General features: G+C 34.1%; 23 protein-coding genes. 12 read left to right on the forward strand and 11 right to left on the reverse strand.

The genetic code is table 11. From position 1 onward, the window contains the following. Nucleotides 1-2: 2 nt before the first annotated feature. On the reverse strand, nucleotides 3-4,445 hold the full coding sequence (locus BM239_RS13250) for a CUB domain-containing protein (RefSeq protein WP_177209045.1): 4,443 nt from the start codon (nucleotides 4,443-4,445) through the stop codon (nucleotides 3-5). 32 nt (nucleotides 4,446-4,477) lie between these two features. Beyond that, the gene (locus BM239_RS13255; protein WP_092209427.1) at nucleotides 4,478-4,894 is read right to left on the reverse strand and encodes a hypothetical protein; all 417 of its coding nucleotides are present in this window, start codon (nucleotides 4,892-4,894) and stop codon (nucleotides 4,478-4,480) included. 199 nt (nucleotides 4,895-5,093) lie between these two features. On the opposite strand from BM239_RS13255, the gene BM239_RS13260 reads away from it, so the two are divergent. The 3 genes from BM239_RS13260 to hemL are packed head-to-tail and all read left to right on the forward strand — an operon-like array spanning nucleotide 5,094 to nucleotide 8,106. Beyond that, nucleotides 5,094-5,984 carry a 1-aminocyclopropane-1-carboxylate deaminase/D-cysteine desulfhydrase gene (locus BM239_RS13260; RefSeq protein ID WP_092209429.1) on the forward strand — a complete coding sequence of 297 codons (891 nt, stop codon included), beginning with the start codon at nucleotides 5,094-5,096 and terminating at the stop codon, nucleotides 5,982-5,984. Nucleotides 5,985-5,987: 3 nt separating this feature from the next. Then, nucleotides 5,988-6,803 (forward strand): glucosaminidase domain-containing protein, encoded by an 816-nt coding sequence (locus BM239_RS13265; RefSeq protein ID WP_092209431.1) that lies wholly within the window; start codon nucleotides 5,988-5,990, stop codon nucleotides 6,801-6,803. A gap of 16 nt (nucleotides 6,804-6,819) precedes the next feature. Continuing rightward, nucleotides 6,820-8,106, forward strand: coding sequence for a glutamate-1-semialdehyde 2,1-aminomutase (hemL, locus tag BM239_RS13270; RefSeq protein ID WP_092209433.1), 1,287 nt, complete (start codon nucleotides 6,820-6,822; stop codon nucleotides 8,104-8,106). A gap of 60 nt (nucleotides 8,107-8,166) precedes the next feature. Here the strand turns inward: hemL and BM239_RS13275 are convergent, their stop codons facing one another. Both BM239_RS13275 and BM239_RS13280 read right to left on the reverse strand, forming a co-directional pair. After that, complete coding sequence (locus BM239_RS13275; RefSeq protein WP_092209435.1) at nucleotides 8,167-8,559, reverse strand: hypothetical protein; 393 nt, start codon at nucleotides 8,557-8,559, stop codon at nucleotides 8,167-8,169. Nucleotides 8,560-8,676: 117 nt separating this feature from the next. After that, nucleotides 8,677-9,129, reverse strand: a complete 453-nt coding sequence (locus tag BM239_RS13280; protein ID WP_092209437.1) for a hypothetical protein — start codon at nucleotides 9,127-9,129, stop codon at nucleotides 8,677-8,679. A 359-nt stretch (nucleotides 9,130-9,488) separates the two neighbouring features. Between BM239_RS13280 and BM239_RS13285 the strand changes: the two genes are divergently transcribed. Beyond that, the gene (locus BM239_RS13285; RefSeq protein WP_143094927.1) at nucleotides 9,489-9,893 is read left to right on the forward strand and encodes a hypothetical protein; all 405 of its coding nucleotides are present in this window, start codon (nucleotides 9,489-9,491) and stop codon (nucleotides 9,891-9,893) included. Between the two features lie 94 nt (nucleotides 9,894-9,987). Here BM239_RS13285 and BM239_RS13290 read toward each other — a convergent pair whose 3' ends face one another. Next, a complete protein-coding gene (locus tag BM239_RS13290; protein WP_177209046.1) occupies nucleotides 9,988-11,229 on the reverse strand; it encodes a fibronectin type III domain-containing protein in 1,242 nt (413 codons plus the stop codon). A 99-nt stretch (nucleotides 11,230-11,328) separates the two neighbouring features. Then, on the reverse strand, nucleotides 11,329-11,997 hold the full coding sequence (locus tag BM239_RS13295; RefSeq protein WP_092209441.1) for a uracil-DNA glycosylase family protein: 669 nt from the start codon (nucleotides 11,995-11,997) through the stop codon (nucleotides 11,329-11,331). Between the two features lie 64 nt (nucleotides 11,998-12,061). Here BM239_RS13295 and BM239_RS13300 point away from each other — a divergent pair, with 64 nt between their 5' ends. Further along, nucleotides 12,062-12,193 carry a 30S ribosomal protein THX gene (locus BM239_RS13300; RefSeq protein WP_092209443.1) on the forward strand — a complete coding sequence of 44 codons (132 nt, stop codon included), beginning with the start codon at nucleotides 12,062-12,064 and terminating at the stop codon, nucleotides 12,191-12,193. Nucleotides 12,194-12,212: 19 nt separating this feature from the next. On the opposite strand, the gene yaaA is transcribed toward BM239_RS13300, so the two are convergent. The 3 genes from yaaA to BM239_RS13315 form a co-directional block, all read right to left on the reverse strand. Next, on the reverse strand, nucleotides 12,213-12,971 hold the full coding sequence (gene yaaA / locus BM239_RS13305) for a peroxide stress protein YaaA (protein ID WP_092209445.1): 759 nt from the start codon (nucleotides 12,969-12,971) through the stop codon (nucleotides 12,213-12,215). A gap of 135 nt (nucleotides 12,972-13,106) precedes the next feature. Continuing rightward, nucleotides 13,107-14,147: an RluA family pseudouridine synthase gene (locus tag BM239_RS13310; protein WP_092209447.1), complete on the reverse strand. Its 1,041-nt coding sequence runs from the start codon at nucleotides 14,145-14,147 to the stop codon at nucleotides 13,107-13,109. A 2-nt stretch (nucleotides 14,148-14,149) separates the two neighbouring features. Then, entirely contained in the window at nucleotides 14,150-14,713 is a 564-nt protein-coding gene (locus BM239_RS13315) for a PASTA domain-containing protein (RefSeq protein WP_092209448.1), read from the reverse strand. 162 nt (nucleotides 14,714-14,875) lie between these two features. On the opposite strand from BM239_RS13315, the gene BM239_RS13320 reads away from it, so the two are divergent. The 3 genes from BM239_RS13320 to coaD all read left to right on the forward strand — a co-directional run bounded on the left by BM239_RS13320 (nucleotide 14,876) and on the right by coaD (nucleotide 17,245). Continuing rightward, nucleotides 14,876-15,853: a D-alanine--D-alanine ligase gene (locus BM239_RS13320; RefSeq protein ID WP_092209450.1), complete on the forward strand. Its 978-nt coding sequence runs from the start codon at nucleotides 14,876-14,878 to the stop codon at nucleotides 15,851-15,853. A 66-nt stretch (nucleotides 15,854-15,919) separates the two neighbouring features. After that, nucleotides 15,920-16,786, forward strand: coding sequence for a tetratricopeptide repeat protein (locus BM239_RS13325; RefSeq protein WP_092209452.1), 867 nt, complete (start codon nucleotides 15,920-15,922; stop codon nucleotides 16,784-16,786). A gap of 3 nt (nucleotides 16,787-16,789) precedes the next feature. Beyond that, on the forward strand, nucleotides 16,790-17,245 hold the full coding sequence (gene coaD / locus BM239_RS13330; protein ID WP_092209454.1) for a pantetheine-phosphate adenylyltransferase: 456 nt from the start codon (nucleotides 16,790-16,792) through the stop codon (nucleotides 17,243-17,245). Here coaD and BM239_RS13335 read toward each other — a convergent pair whose 3' ends face one another. After that, the gene (locus BM239_RS13335) at nucleotides 17,246-18,910 is read right to left on the reverse strand and encodes a SulP family inorganic anion transporter (protein ID WP_092209456.1); all 1,665 of its coding nucleotides are present in this window, start codon (nucleotides 18,908-18,910) and stop codon (nucleotides 17,246-17,248) included. Between the two features lie 97 nt (nucleotides 18,911-19,007). Here BM239_RS13335 and BM239_RS13340 point away from each other — a divergent pair, with 97 nt between their 5' ends. The 4 genes from BM239_RS13340 (at nucleotide 19,008) to BM239_RS13355 (ending at nucleotide 24,242) form a co-directional block, all read left to right on the forward strand. Next, nucleotides 19,008-20,744, forward strand: a complete 1,737-nt coding sequence (locus tag BM239_RS13340; protein WP_092209458.1) for a M14 family metallopeptidase — start codon at nucleotides 19,008-19,010, stop codon at nucleotides 20,742-20,744. Between the two features lie 149 nt (nucleotides 20,745-20,893). Continuing rightward, nucleotides 20,894-22,339, forward strand: coding sequence for a RimK family protein (locus BM239_RS13345; RefSeq protein ID WP_092209460.1), 1,446 nt, complete (start codon nucleotides 20,894-20,896; stop codon nucleotides 22,337-22,339). A gap of 2 nt (nucleotides 22,340-22,341) precedes the next feature. Beyond that, a complete protein-coding gene (locus BM239_RS13350) occupies nucleotides 22,342-23,568 on the forward strand; it encodes a glutamate-cysteine ligase family protein (protein WP_092209462.1) in 1,227 nt (408 codons plus the stop codon). Beyond that, a complete protein-coding gene (locus tag BM239_RS13355; protein WP_092209464.1) occupies nucleotides 23,565-24,242 on the forward strand; it encodes an N-formylglutamate amidohydrolase in 678 nt (225 codons plus the stop codon). Before BM239_RS13350 ends, BM239_RS13355 begins: the two co-directional genes overlap by 4 nt. A 59-nt stretch (nucleotides 24,243-24,301) precedes the next feature. On the opposite strand, the gene BM239_RS13360 is transcribed toward BM239_RS13355, so the two are convergent. Continuing rightward, nucleotides 24,302-25,240, reverse strand: a 939-nt coding sequence (locus BM239_RS13360) for a T9SS type A sorting domain-containing protein (RefSeq protein WP_143094928.1), incomplete at its 5' end; no start/stop codon positions are given.

The raw sequence follows: 25,240 nt of genomic DNA on the forward strand, positions 1-25,240 counted from the left end.
GGTTAAAGTTTTAATATGACTTTTTCAATACGTGTTTGGTTATTGGTAGTCGTCGCTTTAACGATGTAAGTTCCTTCAGAAAAGCTATTATTGTTAATAATTACTTCACTGGAATTGTTGTTTGTTTTTTTGATTAATTCGCGGCCTAACATATCGTAAACAACAACCAATTTTATGAGGTCGTTTTTGGATGTCACTTTAATATAATTGCTATTAGGAGCAGTAATATTAATGCCTGAATTGGTGTTAAAGTCGTCTATTGATAATGCATTATCTGTATAGCGTAAAATAAAACGATCATTAAATATACCAGCTTCGCTATTAAAACTGTAAGGCGAAACACGGATGTTATGAATACGGTTTATATAAGTATCTTCAATAAAGATAGTTTGGTTAGTCTCATTAAATAATCCATCAATGGTGTTTAAAGCAATAGTATAACTCCCTGGTGAAGCAATTTCAATACCTAATGGCACTCTGTCTGTGTCTGCAAATGGAAGTGCTCGTCCTTGAATTGCCATTTCTTCCGTGTTGATTAGTGAGTAAAAACGATTACTTGTTTCGCTTAATTCAAATCCGTCAAAAAGTCTGTCAACATCGTTTGTGGCGTTTTCTACGTAGCCTACAAGAATAGAATTGGCTGTGTTATTTGGAGCAATTAAGTCGAGCCAAATTCGGTGTTTTTCAAAGGTGTTACGGTTCTCACCAACAGTGCCTCTGTAAAACTCGTTGTTATTGAATGGTGCGAGTCCAGAATCAAAACGCATGTTGTTATTAAAAACGATGTTTGAAGGTGATGTTGCATTGTGATCCATAAGAACAAAAAATGCTTGCCCTGCACCAATATTGCCGCTAAATCCAGGAGGGTTAGAGCCTGTACTGTTATAGCCCACGTAGTCGTTAGGGTTGTAGTTATAAACAAAATTACCATAAAATGGATCTGTAGTGGAGCTAGGAGCTGTTTGATGACGCCATAAATAGACTGTTCCATAGATGGTTGGTGTATTTGGGTCTGGTGTAGCAACTAAATTACTCGCATTTTCAAGAATAAAAGCATCAGCAGAGATAGCAGATGGATACGGGTTACCGACTAAATTCCAATTATCGTCTAAATCAGTTGCGTTAGTGTTTCCTGCGCCAGTATAGTCTGGTCCAGCATAACTTCCATGTGAAATAGGTATTTGAAATTGGCCGTTTCTAGGTACGCCTCTAAACTCTACAGTATTTGCAGAAGGTGTTGATTCTGGCGTGGTACCAGAAACGCCTCGTATAATATATCCTTTGCCAGGTAGCATAAGTTCTGAAGTAGCCAGCCAATTTCCATAGGTAGCAGCAGTAGTTGGTATCCAACTATAAATTAAATTTGAGCCTGGTGATACATTGGTGACACTAAAATTATTAACTGGAGATGACCAATATACATAATCTTGTGGGTTTAAACCTGAAACCGTACGTTGCATTTGGATGTCACCAGAATTAGTAATCCCTGTATTTGTGACTTGGATAAGGTTAGATCCATTTCGTAATATGACTTTGCCATCAGGTTCAACATCAATTTGGTCATTAATAATTAAGTTTGCGTACTGCAGTAGTTCTAAATACCCATCTGTTTCAACACGAAGTGTTTTACCCAAACCAGGCGTAGGAGGGGTTGGTGGAGTTAAACCTAAAACAATAGGTGAACGATTAAATGTAGTTGTTACATCTGGGATTACAACACAATTTTGGTTTGTTGGAATGCCAGACGGTGTCCAGTTGTCATTGTCATACCAATCTGTACTCTGTGATCCATTCCATATTTTTCGGAAGTTAGTCACTGATACAGTATCTGAACATCCATTTTGGTCTGTTGCTGTATAGGTTTGTGTGCCATTGGGTATTGCAAATACAGTTTCTGAAAAACCACCTGTGTAAGGTGAAGTTAATGTGTTATCTGTAAATAGACCCGTATTAGGTGTCCAAGTTATTTGGGGAGTTGTAAGTGTGCCATTTGCGGTCAACACGACATCATCAATATACCAGTAATTCAGACCAAATGGTCTTCCGTTCAATCGAAACCGGATGCGTAAACTATTACCTGTTATACTTGATAAATCAATATTTCGTGTTTCTTGATTAATATCATTTGTTACCGGATTTACCTCATATTGAGTTGTCCAGCCAGCATTGTCTAAATTTGTTTGTACTGAAATTAAGTAATTATAAGAACTTGAATAGTGGTCTAAATATTGTTTAAAGTTTAGTTGCAAATTTGTTTGTCCAATTATATTTATTGCTGGAGATGTCAATGTTCTATTGCCATTAGCTGTAGTGTTAAAGCCTCCAGAAAGAGTGGCTTCATTAGGGGTTCCCAAAGCGTTTGACGAATTTGTAATATTCCAAGCGCCACCGCCAGTTCCATTGTTGATTGACCAACCTGTAGGAGTACCAGCGCCATTAAAAGATTCAGAAAAAATAACAGCAGGCGTATAGGTGCTGACAGCATTTGTAGTTAATGCTGTATAATTTAAATTACATTGGTCGGCTCCAGTTGGGAAAGCAGTGTCTGAAATAATTAGATTACACGGGTTAAAACAAGTTACATTAGCTGTCCAGCCTTCACGTGTAATTGAGCTGTCGCTTTCAAAAACAAAAGTTAATGCACCTGATGAATCACTTGAAGTAAAAGACCCTGGGAGTGCTGTTCCAGCAAAGACACCCAACAACGGATAAGTATTGTCTGGACCATCATAAACATACAACTCGTCACAACAGGATTCGGTATTGAAAGCTGTAAATGTAACTACTACAAGTTCACCTGGATTGTCTGGAAAAAAGGTTGTTACTGTATTTTCGCTATTGGAGTAATTTCCACCAGCACCACCCGAGTCATAAAATACTGAACCACAAACTATCGGTGGTGTATATGGTGCGCATGATAAGTTGGCTTCCCAGCCAGACCGAATACCAGAGCCATCAGTATCAAATACAAATGTTAGTGCTCCAGACGGGTCGCTAGATGTGAAAGGTCCAGGGATTGCAGTGCCTGTAAATGTGCCAAGGGATGGGTAAGTCGCGTCAGGGCCATTGTATACGTACAGATAATCCCACCCTCCCTCAAGTTCAAATGCCGTAAATGTTGCTGTGATAGCTGTACCAGGAGTGTCTGGGAAGAAAGTGGTTGTAGTTAATTCGTTATTTCCATAATCTCCTGTTGCGCCGCCACTATCAAAAAAGAAAGAGCTACAGGTTGGGGGTACGGTACAGCTAACATCAGCATTCCATCCACTACTTAAACCGTTGCTATTGCTAGTAAAAACAAATGTTAAAGATCCAGAAGGGTTTGTTGAACTAAAAGTAGAAGGAGCACTTGTAACTGTGCCAAGGCTTGGTGAAGTATTATCGGGACCATCATATACCGTTAGTATATCTCCAGCAAGCACATCAAATGTTAAAAAATCTACCGTTACCGTTCCTCCTGCAACAACTGGGTTGATGGTTGTAATTGTGCTCTCATTATTTAAATAGTCATTTGATAGTCCTCCAACATCGAAAAATTTGTTACCACAAGTTGGCGGTGGTGGTGGTACGGTGCATGTCACATTAGATTCCCAACCATTACCAACACCAGTAGTATTACTGTTAAAAACAAACGTTAATGTTCCCGTTGCGTCTGTTGAGCTATAAGTTGTTGGGGCGGTCACTGTTCCTAAATTAGGATAGGTTGCGTTTGGTCCATTATAAACAGTAAGTATATCTCCGCCAAGTAGGTTAACCGAGGTGAAATCTACAGTAACGGTTCCTCCAAGGGTGTTTGGGTAAATGGTTGTAGTTGTTGTTTCGTTATTGGAATAACTACCTGCGTCTCCACCACTATCGTAAAAATTTCCGCCACAAACTGGAATAGCAGAGCAACTTGTAGTTCCAGTTCCTCCAGTTTGTTGAAATGTTATGTTGCCTGGTAAGTTGCTAAAGTTGGTTATTAAGACTACATATATCTGACCAGATAAACCACCAGTAATACTCATGTCTTCGGTTGGTGCTGTGCTAAAACTGCAGTCAGTAATATTGTCCGTAGCATATGGGTAAAATGCTGGGTTAGTGGTATTATTTGGGCATGCTGTAGGTGTGCAAGGTGTTAGTGTAATAGCAGCATTTGCTGCTGCAAGAGAGGAGAAAGGACCCCAAGCTACAAAATCAACATCTAAACCTGTTCCTCCAGTGGTTTCTTGAGAAATTGTAAAAAATAAATCTCCTGGTTGTTCAATTTGTAAAAAATAATATGCAGGATTTGGAATGCTATATAAACATCCTACATCTGTGCCATTAGGAGCTCCTGTAGCATTAGGAAATACTAGTCCGGATCCACCTGCGCAGAATTGGTCTGCAGTACCAACAGAAGTTCCTTGTGAGAAACAAGTTCCGATACAGAATAAAAACATGATGTGAATTGTAAAATTTTTCATGACGATGTACTTTTTGTTTGAAGATAAATTGACTAGAGAAAGCTGAAAAATTGCCATTCGGTATAGCTCTTGCAATTGGTTAATGTATCGACAATTTTTGTTCGCCATTTAAAACACTTCGCGTTAAGTTCTTTAAAACTTACAGCTAATTCACCTTTTGAGTTTTGGTTTAAATTATTGATTTTATGAATGATGCTTTCAGAACGTTTGGTTCCGTTTAAACCATTCCAGCAACTATTAAGAGGTTGAATTTCAAGCTCTAAAATTAAAGAGTCTTTATTTGTGGCTTTTGTGAAGTTCCAAGAAATAAGTTGCTCGGGTAAGTTTGAGTTTGGGATATTGATTGTTTTGCTTGAAATTAAAAAGTTTTCCGTACATGATTTGTTTTGACCAAATCCAATATTAAAAAACGTAATTAACAATACTAGAGTGAGTATTTTTCTTGTCATATGCTACTATTTGAGGTTCTTAAATACAAAGTGTATTTTTACCATTTCAAATAGGTGTAGTAGGTAGGTTTTGGGGTGTATGTGATGAAATTACCGTTTAAATGTTAAAAAGTAGATAATTCATTATAATATTATGAAATATAATAAAAAAAAATGAGCTCTAAAACTATAAATCATAAATATTTATTAAAATTTTATAATGTTTGCAATCTCTAATTATATAAATATTCATATTGATAACCAGTTATATATAAAACCAGATTATTTAACGGATCCAGTCATTTCAGGAAATAAATACCGAAAATTAAAATACAATGTTTTACAAGCTAAAAAGCAAAACGCGAAAACACTTTTAACGTTTGGTGGTGCTTTTTCTAATCACATTGCTGCTGTGGCAGCTGTAGGAAATCGTTTCGGATTTCGAACAATTGGTGTTATTCGTGGCGAGGAAATCAGGGGTAACATTCAGGAGAATTCAACGTTAATGTATGCCCAATCTCAAGGAATGAAATATCATTTTGTTTCCCGTGAAGCTTATCGTGAAAAAGAGACAGAAACATTTATAAAGAATTTAAAAAATGAATTTGGTGAATTTTATTTAATACCTGAAGGTGGTACGAATGAATTAGCTATAAAAGGTTGTCAAGAAATATTAACAGAACAAGATTCGGAATTCGATTTTATAACCTGTCCAGTTGGAACAGGTGGTACAATTTCTGGAATTATAAATTCAGCAAAAAACCATCAAAAAATTATTGGTTTTCCTGCCTTGAAAGGTGAATTTTTACGAAAAGATATTAGTAAATTTGCAAAGCGAGATAATTGGGATTTAATAACGGATTATCATTTTGGTGGATATGCTAAAATAAATTCAGAATTAATTAGTTTTATTAATGATTTTAAGCGTCAATACAACATGCCTTTAGATCCAATTTATACAGGAAAAATGGCTTATGGAGTTTTAGATTTGATAAAAAAAGGGTATTTTCCCAAGGATGCAAAAATACTAATGATACATACTGGAGGTCTTCAAGGTATTATTGGTATGAATCATGTGTTGGAGAAAAAGAATATGATAAAAATTCAGTAAAAAATGAGGCGAGTAGTTATAGTGGTTTGTATAGCATTAATTGTTTTTAGTTGTGGCTCAAAGAAGCGGGTAACTTCTAAATCATCAAAAAAAAGTAATCGTACAGAGCGTGTAGTAAAAAAAACTGAAGTAAAAGAAACAAAAGTAGAAACTCAAACAGATTTACCTGTTAAAGAGTCAGTAGTGGTTAGTAGTAACCCTATAGAGGCTTATATAGAAACTTATCGTGACATTGCCCAAGAAGAAATGCGCTTATATCATATTCCTGCGAGTATTACCCTAGCACAAGGAATTTTGGAGTCAAGTTCTGGGCGTGGTCGTTTATCTGTTGAAGCCAACAATCATTTTGGAATAAAATGTCATGAGTGGACTGGTGCCCGAATTTATCATGATGATGATGCTGATCAGGAATGCTTCCGAAAATATAATGACCCAAAATATTCTTATCGAGACCATTCGCTATTTTTAAAAGAACGTAAGCGCTATTATAAGTTATTTGAATTAGAAATAGATGATTATGAGGGTTGGGCTAAAGGTCTAAAAGCGGCTGGTTATGCTACCGATAGAAAGTACCCTGATAAATTAATTAGTTTAATTGAACGCTACGAGCTTTATAAATATGATGAATTAGTAACAGGGAAAACTAGGGTTACACGGGTGAATCAATCTATGGAATCGTCTCACCGTGTTGTAAAAGGTGATACACTTTATTCGCTTTCAAAACGTTATAATACTACTGTTGATGATTTAAAGCGACTCAATAATTTAACGTCTAACAATTTGAATATTGGTGATTTATTAGTCGTAAAATCCAATTAATTTAAGTACTAATTATATGCAATACAAAAGAAGCAGTGCCTTATTTGCACAAGCTGAAAAAGTAATACCTGGTGGAGTAAATTCTCCAGTAAGAGCCTTTGGAGCTGTTGGAGGAACGCCAATTTTTATACAAAAAGCACAGGGTCCCTATTTAATCGATGAAGATGGTAACCAATATATTGATTACATAAATTCTTGGGGTCCCATGATTTTAGGGCATGCGTTTCAACCAGTAGTTGATGCCGTTGTTGAAAAAACAAAACTTGGAACATCTTTTGGAACTCCAACAGAAATTGAAACTAAAATTGCAGAATTAGCTGTTTCAATGGTTCCGAATATTGATAAAATTAGATTTGTAAATTCTGGAACAGAGGCGTGTATGAGTGCTGTTCGTTTGGCTCGTGGCTTTTCTGGGAAAGATAAAATTATAAAATTTGCTGGTTGTTATCATGGTCATAGTGATAGTTTTTTAATTCAAGCTGGTAGTGGTGCGGTTACTTTTGGATCACCAAATAGTCCAGGTGTTACAAAAGGTACGGCAAAAGATACGTTGCTAGCTAGATATAATGATTTAGAAAACGTTAAAGAATTAATTCAAGCAAATAGCAATGAAATTGCTTGCATTATTTTAGAGCCTGTGGCAGGTAATATGGGATGTATTCCTCCAAAACCTAATTTTCTAAAGGGTTTACGAGACTTGTGTTCAGAAAATAATATTCTTTTAATTTTTGATGAGGTCATGACGGGTTTCCGGTTGTCTAAAGGTGGTGTGCAACAATTATACGGTATACAAGCAGATATTGTCTGTTTTGGGAAAGTAATTGGAGGAGGATTGCCAGTCGGTGCATTTGCGGCTCGTGAGGAAATTATGAATTATTTAGCACCAATAGGACCTGTTTATCAGGCAGGAACATTAAGCGGTAATCCGTTAGCTATGGCAGCAGGTTTGGCTATGTTGCAGGCTTTGAATAATGATGATGAAGTTTACAAACGGCTAGAAGAAAAAACGGCTTATTTGCACAAAGGTATATCAAAAGTACTCAACGATAATCATGTTGTACATACTATTAATAGAGTTGGTTCCATGATATCTGTACATTTTTGTGAAACAGAGGTTAAAGATTTTCAATCGGCTGCAGAAGGCAATAACAATACTTTTAAAAAATTCTTCCATGGCATGTTAGAAAATGGTATTTATATTGCGCCAAGTGCTTTTGAAACGTGGTTTATTACCGATGCATTGACTTATGATGATTTAGACAAAACGATAGAAGCGGTAGGAAAAGTTGCTAAAACCTTATAAAAAAAGCGATCTGAATTTCAGATCGCTTTTTTGTTGTTTGTATTCAGGCGTTAAAATCCATTATTTTGGAAGCATTTCGCTAAACTCTTTTTTCTGATCCTCATCCAAAACTTTTTTCATATCATCTTGAAATTTAGGCTCATCTAGCAAAGCTCTAGAAATATCATCTAATTGGTCACTAGAGCCTGAAGACCCTAAAAGTTTTCCAGCAGAGTCACCAATTAATTTTTGAAATTTAGGCGATTTCAACTGGCTAACAACTAAATCTGAAGCCATTTTCTGTTGGGATTCGTTTAAATTTAATTTTTTAGTGAGTTTTTTAACTTGGTCACTTGCTAATTTATCAATCATTGAGCTTGATTCGCTTGACGCAGCAGAGCTTAAGCTGTTTAAATTTTGTGCAGAAAGCTGCATACCAACTAAAGCGATTGCTATAAGTAGTAATTTTTTCATAGTAATAGTGTTTATAGATATCTGTGAATTTAAATATAATTTAGCTTTTAAATAAAAAAAAAGACAAATATTTTATTAATATCTGCCTTTTAGTAAACTAATTAACCGACTCAAAATTTATTTTCTGCGTCTTTTTTGTTTCTTTGAATCATAACCTTTTTTCATGCGTTCTTCTTGAAGATTTTCCCATTTAGAATATTGTTCATCATTTAGTATTTTCTTCATTTTTGATTTCATAGCAATTTGTTTATCCAGCATGTTGTTCTTCATTTTAAGCTTGTCTTCTTTTGAAAGGGATGCTTCTTCTTCCTTTTTCATTTCTTGACGCTTTTCCATTATAGCTTTGCGTTCTTTTGCATTTTCAAGGTTTAGAGCCATAACTTGTTTTTGCTGTGATTCCGTTAAATCTAAAGCCAATGTCATCTTTTTTGTTTGTAATTCCGCCATTTCTTCTGGTGTGTATGATTGCATATTTTCAACTCGTTCACCTTTTTTAGACATATGTTTTCTGTCTTGAGCGGTCATTTGAAGTGTTACTAGTGCTAAAGCAATTAAAAATAATCTTTTCATAATCTATATGTATTAACGTTTGTACTATTAAGACCTGTAATTTTTAAAAAGGTTTAATACTTACATTTTATTAACTCTAGATTCATAATTTCTTTATAAAGTAAATTTTGCCAATCTCTACGGTGCTGTTTTATTATCGTGTAACATGATTATAAAAAACACAAATTGAAAAAACGGTGTTGTAATGTTAAACAAGGGATTGTTAAAACTTCTTAAATTCAGCAGTTTACTGTTAATTATTTCTAAATAATTGAAACTTTTTCGAGATATAGTAGTCTTACAGTTAAATATATAATCAAACCAAAAAAATGAAACATTTATTATTCTTAAGCGCAATAATACTCTCAGTAAGTACTTGCGTGGCTAGCAATTTAGTAACTGAAATTTTTACAGATAATCTTGGCCATAATCCAAATCACCCTAAAGATATAAGCACTTTAGTTGATGTACAAGATATTTATGTAATTGAGTTGGAAGAGTCTATTGATTTAGGTTTTGATGTGAATCAATATTTGCCTTCAAATTTTAATCCCTTAAAAGGTAAAGATGATATTGATTGGAACACGATTACACTTATTGAAATTCCAGAAAACGAAAGTTTAGGTTTTGATCATACAGTACTTCTTCCTAAAGATTTTAACCCATTAAAAGGTAAAGATGATCTTAACTGGGATGTTATTCCTTTAATAGACATAGAAGAACCTTTTCAGTTTGATTTTGATATTAATGATTATTTGCCTAAAGGTTTTAATCCTAATATATAAATTTAGTTTTTCATATTTGTTTAAGTTAGTTAGTGAAAAACCCAGTGATTTAATAATCACTGGGTTTTTTTTATATGGGTAAATGTAGCTCTAATTACAAGGAATTTAAATATTCTCGAATCAAACCATAGCCTTCACTATGAACTAGGCTTGTACCAATTAATGGCATACTAATACCAGGATTATAACTTCGCATACGGTTATCTATGCTTGCTTTTCTTTCAAAAATCATAGATTCTGAGAAAGGTGTTTCGTAGGTTAAACGCAATTCAGATTGAAATTGGCAGTAACCACCATCTGAATGACAATGTGCACAATTAACATCAAAATAGGCGCGTGCACGTTCTTCCTGTGTATAACTTGTATCTTCCCAGTTTGGTAACGTGGTTACAGTTGTTGGGTCTGATAGATTTGATAGGTAACCAGAATTAATAAAATCTTGTAACTGATTATTGAAATTCATAGTTCGTAATTTAGGCCCTATAGGCGTAACAATGTTGTTACTATTATGGCAATCAATACAGTCTTGCATGGATGGAATACCATAGTTTATGGTGTTAGTTATTCCATTATTATTTACAAAAGAAACAGGAACCGTATGTGCCATATCATCTAAAACTGCATCGGTTTGGCTGTCATTCCACTTGTAATTTCCTAATTCCCAGGTTCCGTTAATTTTAATTAAAATGCGCGTTTCAATAATTGTTTTACCTAACGATTCATTGCGCTCATCATTAAAGTAATAAAAAGTTTTAGATATTACGGTATTGTTTGGAAAGTCAGGAAACCCATTATCTACATAATCCATGGTAGTCCCAGGAGGTAAAGCTATTAATCGTTGTTTATGAGCGTAATCAGTAAATAATGGTGTATTTAAATTGTACTCAAAAGCTCGAGAGCTTGGTGTTAAATCGTTTAAATTACCTGAAAACAAATTTAAATCTGAAAGATTTGGTAGTAGTTGTGGTACAACTAAAGGTGCTGCTGTTGTAAAGCTAAAAACGTCCGAATACATGCTTGTGTTTTCAACACTACAAGCTGTTTTTATATATATGTCATAGTTAGTATTTGCTAAAAGATTGGTTAGCAAAGCAGTTGTTTCTGTTGTATTTATGGTGGTTCCAGAGCCAAGCATAAAACCAGTTAAACCATATTCAACGGTAAATGAACCTGCATTATTGGTATCGCTCCAAATTATTTCAGCGCTTTCAAATGTAATAGCATTGGCACTAATGTTGGTAGGTTTGGCACATTGTTGAACTGTTACAGTATCATCATCACTGGAGCATGATGCCAGAAGTAGGCACGTAAAGAAAATGAGTAGATTATTTTTCATTATTGATTATTTAACGGCTGTTAAATTAGTATTTTTCAACTTGACATTAAAAATAAAATCGATAAAATTCTGATAATTACTGTCTAACCCATCGTTTTTCTAAAGAAACTCCCGATATTGAAGGACTCGGAAATCAAAGGTGTTGAAATTAGGATTGCGTGCTTTTAGTTGTTTGTAAAGTGGCAACCTACCTATAGAAATATTGGCTGCACCAGACCCAGAAGTCAAGGAAACTGTTTTGATAAGGCGTTTTGAGTTTCCTGTATTTATGTTAAATTGATGAGTTCTTGGAACCTCATTAGAAACCGTTTCCAATTTTAAATTATAGGTTTTTAAATGTTTTCTGAAGAAATATTCCGGGCCGTTTTTACTGTTTCCTCCCGTAAATAAGAGTGTGTCAATTTTTGGATATTCTTTTAAGTAACCTAAAATATCGCGCAATATGATGTTGCTCATTCCTATATCAGAGGCATCAATTTTTTCGCGTTCAGCACTTTCTACAATATCACAAATACCTATTTTATGTTTAATTAAAAATTGTTTCCGTTCCAGAATGGCTTTATCAGAATTGTCATAACGTAAATTAAGATTGTGAATTTTGTCAATAAATAGCCATAAGCTATTATAGTAACTCCCATAGCAGAAATCAACGTCTTTTTCTAGTAAATTGCCAGTTGAAAAACGAGGTGGTGGCAAGGTGCCAACAATTAATTTGGTGGTATCTTCTTGTATAAAAGGTTTGTATGGGTGTTTGTGAAAGAATATCATTTTTACTTTTTAAGGTAATTAATTTTTTGTAATTTATAACGTAACTTTCAAACACAAAAAAGGCATGGGAAAAGGAGATAAAAAAACAAAACGTGGTAAAATTAATCGTGGTTCGTATGGTGTAAGACGTCCGCGTATTAAAAAGAAAATCCGTCCTGAAGAAAAAATAAGCGTCGATAAAAAGGCAAAGGCTTAAACCCTTCTTGCCAATGTAATTATCGTGTAAAAACTAATTTTTTAGTGCTGGATAATTCATCGCTCAAGCCATAACCTTCTAAATTAAATGCTTTAACATCATCTAAAGTTTTCGCGTTTTCGTCAATAATGAACCGTGTCATTAAACCTCTTGCTGCTTTAGCAAAAATGCCAATGGTTTTATATTTGTCATCCTTAAATTCTTTAAAGTCCACATCTATAACAGGAACTTTTAAGGCTTTTGTATCAATGGCTTTAAAATATTCATTACTGGCTAAATTCAGAAAAAGTTCACCTTCTTCCAATTCATCATTCAAAGATTTTGTGATTTTCTTTTTCCAAAATTCATATAAGTTTTTGTTTTTCCCAACAGGCAGTTTGGTACCCATTTCCAATCGGTAAGGCATGATTAAATCTAAAGGTTTTAAAACACCATACAATCCTGATAAAATACGAACCGTATTTTGAAGAGTATCAATTTTTTCTGTGGGTATTGTATAGGCATCCAAACCACGATATACATCGCCATTAAAAGCATAAATAGCTTGTCTGGCAGTTTCTTTAGTAAACGGTAATTCCCATTCTTGATTCCTTTCGTAATTTAATTGCCCTAGGTTATCCGAAATGCTCATTAGTTTTGACAAGCTTTTAGCCGATTTCTTCTTTAGGATGTTATTTAAACGTTCAGACTCTTTTAAAAAAGCCGATTCCGTTGTTTTAGAAGTTGGTAATTTACTATCGTAGTCTAATGATTTGGCTGGAGATAAAACGAGTTTCATAGGTTTATAAAGTTCCTTAAGCTAGGAATTGATTTAAATGGTTTGTTACAATTTTATGTTTACCAAAGTTACAATTCACTTGGCATAAAATCAATTTCTAATTTTATTCTTTCCCAATAAACCTATAGAAGAAATTTATTCTGAATCTTGATGCTTGGAATAATTACGCCATTTTTCAATACAGTCCTGCATATCTTGTGGTATTTCAGAGTCAAAACGCATCATTTTGCCTGTTTTGGGATGTTCAAAACCTAATGTTTTAGCGTGCAAAGCTTGTCGTGGTAAAACTTTAAAACAGTTGTCCACAAACTGGCGGTATTTTGTAAAGGTGGTTCCTTTTAGAATACGTTCACCACCATAGCGTTCATCATTAAACAAGGTGTGTCCAATATGCTTCATGTGCACACGAATTTGGTGTGTGCGTCCTGTTTCTAACTTACAGGATACTAACGTTACATAGCCTAAACGCTCAAGTACTTTGTAATGGGTAACTGCCGGTTTTCCTTTGTCTTCATCATCACCAAAATAAACGGTATTTTGTAAGCGGTTTTTTGGATGACGACCAATATTACCTTCTATTGTGCCTTCATCTTCCTCTATATTGCCCCAGGCAATGGCTATATATTCACGTTCACTGGTTTTATCAAAAAATTGTTTAGACAAATGTGCCATGGATTCCTCGTTCTTGGCAATTACCAATAAACCACTGGTGTCTTTGTCAATTCTATGAACCAAACCTGGACGATTACTGGAGTTGTTTGGTAAGTTTTCAAAATGATAAATTAAAGCATTTATAAGCGTGCCAGAGTAATTGCCATGACCTGGATGAACCACCATGCCTGGTTCTTTATTGACGACTAATAAATCATCATCCTCATAAACTATGTTTAAAGGAATATTTTCGGGTGTCAGCAAATACTCATAAGGTGGATGTTCAAAAAGCACACGGATTTTATCAAATGGCTTTACCTTGTAATTAGATTTTACAGGTTCGTCATTCACATAAATATTACCAGTTTTAGCAGCGGCTTGAATTTTATTACGCGTGGCGTTTTCAATAAAATTCATTAAATATTTATCAATTCGAAGTGGTGTTTGCCCTTTTTCGGCAGTAAAAGCGTAGTGTTCGTATAAATCGTCTTCTTCGCTTTGGTTGTCTGGAGTATAGTCTGCCATAATTAGTTAGAGCCTGGTCTGTTTCCGTTACCTAAAACCAAATCAATTTTAGATGTTTTAGGCAATTCATCGCCTTCTTTTATTTCTTTTCCGTCAAACATTAATTTTACGACTTCATTTTCTCCTAGATAATCTGTAAACGTTATTGTGCCAATGGAGAAACCAAGCGCTTCTAGTGTTGGTTTGGCTTGTCTAAATGTTTTTTCTTTCAGATTTGGAATTTTTACCTTTCGGAAACCTGATGGATTTAAAGTGACATAAATTTTCCGACCATCTTTAACTTTTGCTCCAGCAAGAGGATCTTGTTCTATTACTGAAAATTTTGGATAATCAGGGTTGAAATTTGAAGAATCTAAAATTTCTAATTTTAAATTGTTTTCATGTAATTCCAAATTAGCCACACCTATGGATTTTCCTTTTAAATCTGGAACAGTCTCAAATTCACCATGGTTGGTGGTTACGTTTAACCATTTTAATAGAATAAAACAGAAAATTACTAAACCAACAATGGCAAGTATAATTTGTTTTAAAAATGTTTTGCTCGTCAAAAATTTTATAAGACTCATGGAAACGGATTTGTTGGGCAAATATATAAAAACAGAACTGTTTTTAGTTTTGATTTATTAGTGATATTTTAGCTTAACTAATATTAGATACGTTTTATTGTTTGTTTTAGACTTAAATAAACAGATTAATTAAAGAGACTTCCACTTTTGTGGAACATATATATGAAAAAGAATATTGCCATAATAATGGGTGGTTACTCTAGTGAGTACGAGATTTCACTTAAAAGTGGAAACGTTGTTTATCATACCCTTAATCAGTTGGATATGTACTGCCCATATCGCATTCATATTTTTGAAAATAAATGGGTTTATGTTTCGAATACCAATCAGGAGTTTCCCATTGATAAAAATGATTTTTCGGTGGTGGTTGATAACCAGAAAATTACTTTCGATTGTGTTTTTAATGCCATTCACGGTTCGCCTGGTGAGGATGGTATTATGCAAGCTTATTTAGAGTTGTTGAACATTCCGCATACCAGTTGTGGGATGTACCAAGCAGCTTTAACCTTCAACAAACGCGATTGTTTAAGTGTGCTAAAACCTTATGGTATTAAAACGGCCGAAAGTTATTATATTAATTTAGGAGATGAAGTAGATGAGGATGCCATCATTAAAAAAGTAGGCTTACCTTGTTTTGTAAAGGCGAATCGTGCAGGAAGTAGTTTTGGAATTTCTAAAGTCTATAAAAAAGAAGAATTCAAAAAAGCTTTAGAAGTTGCTTATAAAGAAGATGATGAGGTAATTATTGAATCTTATCTAGATGGTACCGAAGTGTCTGTTGGTGTTATTTCCTATCAAGGTGAAATAAAAGTGCTGCCAATTACTGAAATTGTTAGTGAAAACGATTTTTTTGATTATCAAGCCAAGTATCTAGGGCAATCTCAAGAAATTACACCAGCGCGCATTTCAGAATCCGATGCCGAGAAAGTGCGTGCTTTAGCAAAAAGAGTTTATGAAATTTTAAAAATGACGGGCTTTTCCCGAAGTGAATATATTTTTAAAGATGGCGAACCACATTTATTGGAAGTCAATACTGTTCCTGGTTTAACAAAAGCCAGTATTTTGCCACAACAAGCGGCAGCTGCTGGAATATCGTTAGAACAATTATTTCAAAATGCCATTGAAGAAGCTTTGAAATAGTGTTTAATTTGGCTTAAAATTTTATTAGGTATATTTGAAACTATAACTTAACCTACACATCCTTTTATGAAAAAACATTATAGTATTTTATTAGTCCTTTTTTTAGTGTTTCAGGTATCAGTTTCTCAAGATTCTAATCCTAAATTAGAGTTTAATACCAAGTATTATGATGCCGTAAATGAATGGGTGGCTTTTCCAAAACCTTCTGAATCTAACACATATATATTCGGTTATATTTATATTGATGAAAGTGCAGGATTTACATTTCATATGAAAGATTCTTTTAGTCTTATGAATGGTAAAATGGTTGCTGGTCAAGTTGTAGATTCTAAAGCAACTATGATAAAATCACGATTGGGTAACAGAACTAGTTTAGTAGCTATTCTTAACGAATCGCAAAAAAAGGAACTAAATCTTCCAAAGGAGCCAGATTGGCTTAATACCTACGTGAATGATAATAACGTTCATTATTTAAAACAAATTGGTTATCATTATAACCATGTTTCTGCAAGTCATAATGCCTTAAAGCCATTATTAAAAGGGTACGCAATGGAGCCTCATTATGAAGGTTTAGAATTTGAATTGGGCTTTGCCTACAATGCGTTACAACAATTTGATAAGGCTATACCAGTTCTTGAAAAAGCTGTTGAACACGATATTTCTAATCATTTATTATATAAAGAACTAGGATATGCTTATATAAATTCTCAAAAAAATGATAAAGCTGAAAAGGCGTATTTAAAAGGTATCGAGGTTTCTAATGATGATGCAATTAAATGTGAAATGGCTTTAAATATGTCCAATGTTTTTTTTGTTGCTAAAAACAAGGCTAAATTTAAAGAGTGGGCTGCTATAACGCGAAAATATTCGAGTAAAACGCCACAATATTTACAATATATTGAGTACTTTGAGAAAGAATTAGATAAAATGTAAAGTGTGAAAAAAGCTGTATTCCCAGGGTCTTTTGATCCCATAACGTTAGGGCATTACGATATTATTAAACGCGCCATCAAACTGTTTGATGAAGTTATTGTTGCCATAGGCGTGAATGCTGATAAAAAATATATGTTCACTCTAGAGGAACGCATGCGGTTTATTGAAGAATCATTTGCTGGTGAGCCTAAAGTAAAAGTGGTTTCGTACGAAGGCTTAACAGTGGATTTTTGTCAGAAAAATAACGTAGATTTTATTTTACGTGGCCTACGAAATCCTGCTGATTTTGAATTTGAAAAAGCCATTGCCCATACTAATCGCGATTTAGCACCTATAGAAACTGTGTTTTTATTAACGGCAGCCAATACCTCTTATATTTCATCATCCATAGTTCGCGATGTGATTCGCAATCATGGTGATTATACCAAATTAGTTCCCATTAGCGTTCGGGTGAAATAACTATTTAAACTTATATTCAGAAAGTGGTTTTGGAAACTCTTCAGGGTTTGCTGCTAAATGGTATCTTGGATCATCAACAGCTTCAACAATAACTTCTCTGAATTTCGGACTAGCCTTATACATGAGCAACTTACAATCTTCGCTTAAATGTTTTAATTTTATAGATTTTCCTTCGGCTTCGTATTTTTCAACTAAATTAAAAATAGCTTCTAAAGCAGAATGATCACTAATTCGCGATTCAACAAAGTCAATTTCAACATGTTGTGGATCGTTTTTAGGATCAAATTTTTGATTAAAAGCTGTAATGCTTCCGAAAAACAAAGGACCCCAAATTTCATACACTTTAGTGCCATCCTCACGCATGCGTTTTCTGGCGCGAATACGTTTGGCATTCTCCCAAGCAAATGCTAATGCCGAAATAATAACACCTACAAAAACTGCAATGGCTAAATCGAAAATGACAGTAACAGCAGAAACGGTTATAAGCACAAAAGCATCTGATTTAGGTATTTTTTTAATAATGCGGAAACTAGACCATGCAAATGTTTCAATAACCATCATAAACATAACACCAACTAATGCGGCTATTGGTACTTGCTCAATTAATTTGTCTGTGAAAAGTATAAAAGTTAACAGTGTTAAAGCCATAACGATACCGGATAGACGACCGCGACCACCAGCGTTAATGTTAATTACCGTTTGCCCAATCATACCACAACCTCCAGTTCCACCAAAAAGACCTGACATAATATTTCCAGCTCCTTGAGCAATACACTCTTGGTCGCCATTTCCTCTGGTGTCCGTTAATTCGTCAACCAAATTCATGGTCATTAAAGATTCTATTAAACCAACAGAAGCCGCTAAAAACGCATACGGAAGAATAAAATTAAGTGTGTCCCAGTTAATTGGAAGATTTTGCCAAAGCTCTATATTAGGTGTAGGAAATTCACCTTTTAAGCCTGTTCCACCACCTTCAATAATATAGGATCCAACCGTTGAAACATCTAAATTAAAACCGATTGCAATAAATGTGGTAACTAAAATAGCCGTTAATGCCGCAGGGATTTTTTTAGTTATTTTTGGTAAAATGGTCATAATAGCCATAGTTAAAAATACTAACCCTAACATTAAATAGAGTTCAGCGCCTTCCATGTAGTTGCTTACGTATTCTTTAACGTCATCGGCAGAAACAACCAATGATTTATGCGTAAACATTTTTACTTGAGCCCAAAAAATAACAATAGCTAAACCGTTAACGAAACCCAGCATTACGGAATGTGGAATTAAACGTACAAAACGTCCCAACTTAAATACACCTGCTAAAATTTGAATAATTCCCATTAAAATAACGCAAGCCATTAAATAGAAAATACCCATATTATCCACAGGCTGATCAAAAAGAAGCCCTTTTGTATGTCCATCAGCAATCATGGTAACAAAAATTACAGCAACAGCACCAGCAGCCCCAGAAATTAAACCTGGTCTTCCTCCAAAAATTGCAGCAATTAATCCAATAATAAAAGCACCTGAAAGCGCCATAAGTGGGTCTATTTGGGCCACAAAAGCAAATGCTACTACTTCTGGAATCATTGCTAATGATACGGTTATACCGCTTAAAATATCATTTTTAGGATTCGTGGTAAATTTTCGAAAAAATTGAGTCATCATTCTTTTTTTGAGGGTGCAAAAATACAGTTAATATAAACACCTACAAGATTATATTGTGATAAATTGTTTAAGTTTACCCTTTAAAATTACAAATATGATTCGTATCAGTCAGTTGTTAGTCATTTGTTTGACTTTCAGTTTTTTACAAGCTCAAAACAAAAAAGATAAGTTTATAACCGTTTTTGAAACAAGTCATGGTACTGAAACAGCAACATACCATCAGACGATTCAATTTTATAATGATTTGGCAAATGCCTTTCCTCAAATTCAAATACAAGCTTTTGGAAAAACAGATTCTGGTGAGCCTTTGCATATTGTGACTTTTAATTCAGATGCTGAATTTAATTTTGAAACTATTCGTAAACATAAACGTGTTTTACTAATTAACAATGGTATTCATCCTGGTGAAAGCGATGGAATAGACGCGACAATGATGTTGTATCGTGATATGGCTCAAGGAAAAATTCCAGCTCCAAATAATACGGTATTAGTCACCATTCCTATTTACAATATTGGTGGAAGTTTAAATAGAAATACAGGTACGCGTGCCAATCAAAATGGTCCTAAAGCATATGGTTTTCGTGGCAATGCGCAGAATTTTGATTTGAACCGAGATTTTATAAAAAGCGATACCGAAAACGCTAGAACTTTTGCCGAAATTTTTCATTTAGTAAAGCCGGATGTTTTTATAGATAATCATGTAAGTAATGGCGCAGATTATCAATATGTTTTAACCCATTTATTCACCCAGCATAATAAATTAGGTGGCAAACTAGGCAGCTATGTTCATCAGACTATTATGCCAGAATTAGAGGCGGACTTGCAAAAAAAAGACTGGGATATTACGCCTTATGTGAATGTCTTTAATCAAGTTCCTGAAATTGGTTTTAGTCAATTTATGGACTATCCAAGATATTCAACTGGCTACACAACACTATGGAATGTTATTGGAATGATGGTGGAAACGCATATGCTAAAACCATACAAGCTAAGAGTGGAAGGTACTTACGAGCTCATGAAAAGCATGATTGCCATTACTGAAAAAGAAGGTGAACGTATTTCTACATTGCGCCAAGCTGCTTTTGAATCTTTTAAAAATCAGAAAATGTATCCGTTAGATTGGGAAGTAGATACCACAAAATCTACCACCTTAAATTTTAAAGGTTTCGAAGGGGAAATGATTCCTAGTACTGTTACGGGCAAACAACGCCTAAAATACGATAGAGAGAAGCCTTTTGAAAAACCAGTTGCTTATCAAAATTATTTTAAACCAACGGTTGAACTTACTGTGCCAAAAGCCTACATCATTCCACAAGGTTGGCATAGAGTAATTGATTTATTAAAACTGAATGGTGTTCAAATGAATCGTTTTGAAAAAGACACCATATTAGCTGTAGAATGCTACAAAATAGCCGATTTTGAAACACGCAAAAGTCCGTACGAAGGCCATTATCAGCATTATAAAACGTCCGTTACAGCATCTGAAAATACTGCTTCATTTAGAAAAGGCGATTATTGGATTTCTACCAATCAAAACGCGATACGTTATCTTTTAGAAACTTTAGAGCCACAAGCGCCAGATTCCTTTTTTAATTGGAATTTTTTCGATACCATTTTGAAACAAAAAGAAGGCTTTTCGCCTTATGTGTTTGAAGATACGGCTTCAGAGTTATTGGCGTCTAATCCAAATTTAAAAGCGGAATTTGAGGCTAAAAAACAAGCTGAATTGCAATTCGCTAATAATTGGTATGCGCAATTAAACTGGCTGTATGAACGTTCCAATAATTATGAGCCAGCTTATAGGCAATATCCGGTTTATCGTGTGAAATAATTGCTTGTCTGGTTTTTCGTTTTAAGTTTTTGAATATGATAGTTTTAAAGTTGTTTTTATAGTTAAAAAAATATTTATTAACTCATGTAAAAGCAATTGAAAAATGATTTAATTTTGTCTAAAATTTATATCGCGCTTATGCGTTTTTAATGAACAAATACATTGTTGTTAATCAACCTGAAAAATGGAATTTTTCGATTGAGAACATTACCGTGATTTCATCACAAGATTATCTTACCAATCCACAATTTTCACTTCTAAAAAATGCACGAATCTTTAACCTGTGTAAAGATTATTCGTATCAATCTAAAGGGTATTATGTGTCACTATTAGCAGAAGCAAGAGGACATTTAGCAATTCCTACGGTTAAAAATATAGTGGATTTAAAAGCACTAAAACTCGTTCGAATCATTTCCGATGAGTTTGATGATGTCATCCAGCAGAGTTTAAAAAATATCAAATCGCAAGATTTTACTTTAAGTATTTATTTTGGGCAAAATGTGGCTCAAAAATATAAGGAATTAAGTGCGTTGTTTTATAAGCATTTTCAAGTACCATTTTTACGTGTAAAATTTAATCATACCACAAAGTGGCATGTGCAAAGTATTCGCGCTATTGCAGAATCGGAAATTCCTGAAGAGCATATGTCTAGTGTGCATGCGTTTGCCAATCAGTATTTTGCCAAAAAACGCTATGATACACCCAAATTAATTAAGTCGGATTTTGATTTAGCTATTTTGGTAAATCCAAATGATCCAGCGCCTCCAAGTAATGCTAAAGCTCTCAAAAAGTTTATTGAAGTTGCTGAAAAAATGAATGTTTATGCTGAAATTATTGAACCCAAAGATTTGTCACGTTTGTCGTCTTTTGATGCCTTGTTAATTCGTCAAAGTACTGAAGTAAATAATGAGGCTTATGCTTTTGCACGAAAAGCGCAACAAGATGGTATTGCCATTGTAGATTATCCAGACGCCATATTAAAATGTTGTAATAAAGTTTATATGGCAGAAGCTTTGAAGAATGCCAATATTGCTACGCCTAAAACGATTATTGTTCACAAGGATAATAAAAACGAAGTGATAGCGCAAGTAGGTTTGCCTTGTGTGTTAAAAGCACCAGATTCCACTTTTTCTTTTGGTGTTAAAAAGGCTAAAACTGAAACCGAGTTCAATATGCTTGTAAACAGCATGTTGAAGGAGTCGGATTTAATTATAGCACAAGAATTTTGCCCATCGGATTACGATTGGCGTATTGGTATTATTGATGATAAACCTTTTTTTGCTTGTAAATATTATATGGCAAAAGGGCATTGGCAAATTTATAATTGGGAAGCCACGAAGAAAGATGATCAAGATGGAAATGCTGATTGTTTACCAATAGAAAAAGTTCCCAAAAATGTACTGGATATGGCTTTAAAGTCTGCTAAATTAATGGGTAAAGGACTTTATGGTATTGATATAAAAGTGGTAAATGAAAAACCCATGGTTATTGAAATTAATGACAACCCAAATGTTGATTTTGGTGTAGAAGATGCATTTTATGGTGATGCCATTTATTCGGAAATTTTAACCGCCTTAAAAAATAGATTAGATTAATTATGAGTGCTAAACGATATCATTTGTTTGAAGTTTATGGTATTGAACTAGAATATATGCTAGTGTCAAACACCTTAAAACCTACCGCAATTGTTGATAAATTGCTTACCAAAAAAGCTGGGGCATTAACCTCTGATGTAGAAAATGGTGCCATAGCTTGGAGCAATGAATTAGTAGCTCATGTGGTGGAGTTGAAAACCAATGGGCCAACTGCAGATTTAAATGGGTTGTCTGAGGTGTTTCATAAAAATATTGTTGAAATCAATCAGATTTTGAAAGAATTTGATTCTAAATTGCTGCCAACAGCTGCTCATCCTTTATTGAATCCGTTGACAGACACGGAGCTTTGGAAACATAGTTATAGCGAAGTATACGAACTATATAATAGGATTTTTAATTGTAAGGGGCATGGTTGGAGTAATGTACAAAGTACACATATTAATTTGCCGTTTTTTGATGATAAAGAGTTTGAAAAGTTACATGCAGCCATACGCATTATCTTACCACTTATTCCTGGTTTGTGTGCAAGTTCGCCAATTTTTGATGGAAAAAACACAGGCTTTAAAGATGCTAGATTGGAATATTACAAAACCAATCAGAAAGAAATACCAGAATTAACGGGCTTGGTTATTCCAGAGCGCGTTTTTACAAAAGTTGATTATTATGCTACGATTTTTGAGCCTATAAAACGAGCCATAAAACCATATGATACCAACCATATTTTAGATCATCACTTTTTGAATTCTCGTGGAGCTATTGCACGATTTGATAGAAGTGCTATTGAAATTCGCTTGGTTGACATACAGGAGTGTCCAAAAGCCGATATTGCTATTTGTGCATTAATCATAGCTGTTTTAAAATTATTAGTTGACAAAAAATGGGCTTCACTACCGGAACAGAAAGCATGGGTTAAGGAAGATTTGTATGATATTCTTAATCCAATTATAAAAAAAGGAGAACAGTATGAAATTTTAAACCTTCAGTATTTGAAATTATTTAAAGTAAAACATGCCATGACAGTCCAGGCATTATGGCAACATCTTTTTCAAATAACTAAAGATAATATTCATGAATCGCACCATGATACTTTAAATTATATATTAACTGAAGGGACTTTAGCAACGCGAATTTTAAAAGCCATTAATGATGATTTTTCAGAAGCTCATATTAAAAAAGTGTATGGAAAATTAGCAGATTGTCTAGATAAAAATAATCTATTTAAGTCTTGAAACTCGTTTTAACTTGTGAGCATGGCGGTAATTATATTCCAATAGAATATAAAGCGCTGTTTATAAATCAAGAGGCTGTATTGCATACGCATCGTGGTTTTGATTTGGGTGCTTTGGATGTATTTAAAACTTTAAATCCATTAGCAGATTTTTCTATATACAGTATCACAAGTCGCTTACTAATTGAATTAAACAGGTCATTACACCATAGAAATTTATTTTCTGAATTTACAAGTGAACTTTCACAAGCAGAAAAGCAAAAAATAATAGTGCAGCATTATAAGCCGTATCGAGATGCTGTTGAAACTGCTATTTTAAATTTTATAAAGGAAGGAGAAACAGTTTTACATATATCTGTTCATAGTTTTACACCTTTATGGAAAAATAAAAAAAGACGTGTGGACATAGGTTTGTTATATGACTCTCGAATTTCAAAGGAAAAGACGTTTTGTAAAACTTTTAAAGCTAAATTACAGAAAGCTAATACTTATGGTATTCGATTTAATCAGCCATATTTGGGCAAGTCAGATGGATTTACAACCTATTTAAGAAAGCAGTTTCCAAACAACTATCTAGGTATTGAACTTGAAATTAATCAGAAATATGTGCAAAATAATAAAATGCCAGATATATTGAAAGTTATGCTTTTAAATGCTCTGAATGATTATAAATAAAAGGCTTCCAGTATTCTGGAAGCCTTTTTTGTAACAATTTTTCTTTTTCAATTTTAAATCTATTTATTCACCATTACTTTTTTAATAATTGTTCGGTATTCAGATTCAAATGAAATGATATACATGCCGTTTGCTAGATTTGTTGCATCAATTTGACCAGATCCATTATTCAAACTGTTGTTTAAACCAGTTGCAACTTGTCTACCGCTCATGTCACGCATCTTATAAGTCATAACTTCATTATCAAAGGTTTGAATACTTACGTTTAAAGTTGACTTGACAGGGTTAGGATATAAACTTATTTCAGAGTTATTTGCAATGAAATCAGCTTCAAACGTTTTGTAACTCTTATATTCCTTAATGTAATTATCTACATCAGCAGATTGTACTCCAGCATCTTTATGGTAGTAATTATTAAAGAAACTACAGAACCAGTTGTAACCTAATACCAAATTTACAGCGCCATGAACATCTAAAGATGCACAAATATCATTATTATTAATCAAGTTGACCACATCAAACCCTGTGGTTTCACCAGGAACAACAATACTTAAATCTAATGTTTCCGGATTATATACCAAACTGTGTATTCTGTAGAAACCTCTATCGGAAACATCAAAACTTGGTGTTGCTGACACATTTAATATGGTTAACGTGAATGCTTCAGTTAACACAAATAATTGCTCATAGCCATCAGGAATTTCAGCAGGTCTGTTTTGCATGGCTTCAATACTGGCCATACCAGACGTTAGGCAGGTAATTGGACTGCTAGAATACATAGTTCCAGCTTCTGCTGTACAGGATTCTTCCATTACAGAAATAGGAGCACCAGCAACATCAAGCGATGCACAAATATCACCACCACCTTGAGCGATTAATCCAAGTACATCGACACCAGTTGTTACACCAAATTCTACAATACCTAAATCTAATGTGTTTGGATTGTAAACTAACGTGTGAATGGTGTAGCTTCCAGGTTCTGTTACGTCAAAACTAGG

Origin of the sequence: Algorimicrobium echini, assembly GCF_900115185.1 — a bacterium.
Taxonomy (GTDB): Bacteria; Bacteroidota; Bacteroidia; order Flavobacteriales; family Flavobacteriaceae; genus Algorimicrobium; species Algorimicrobium echini.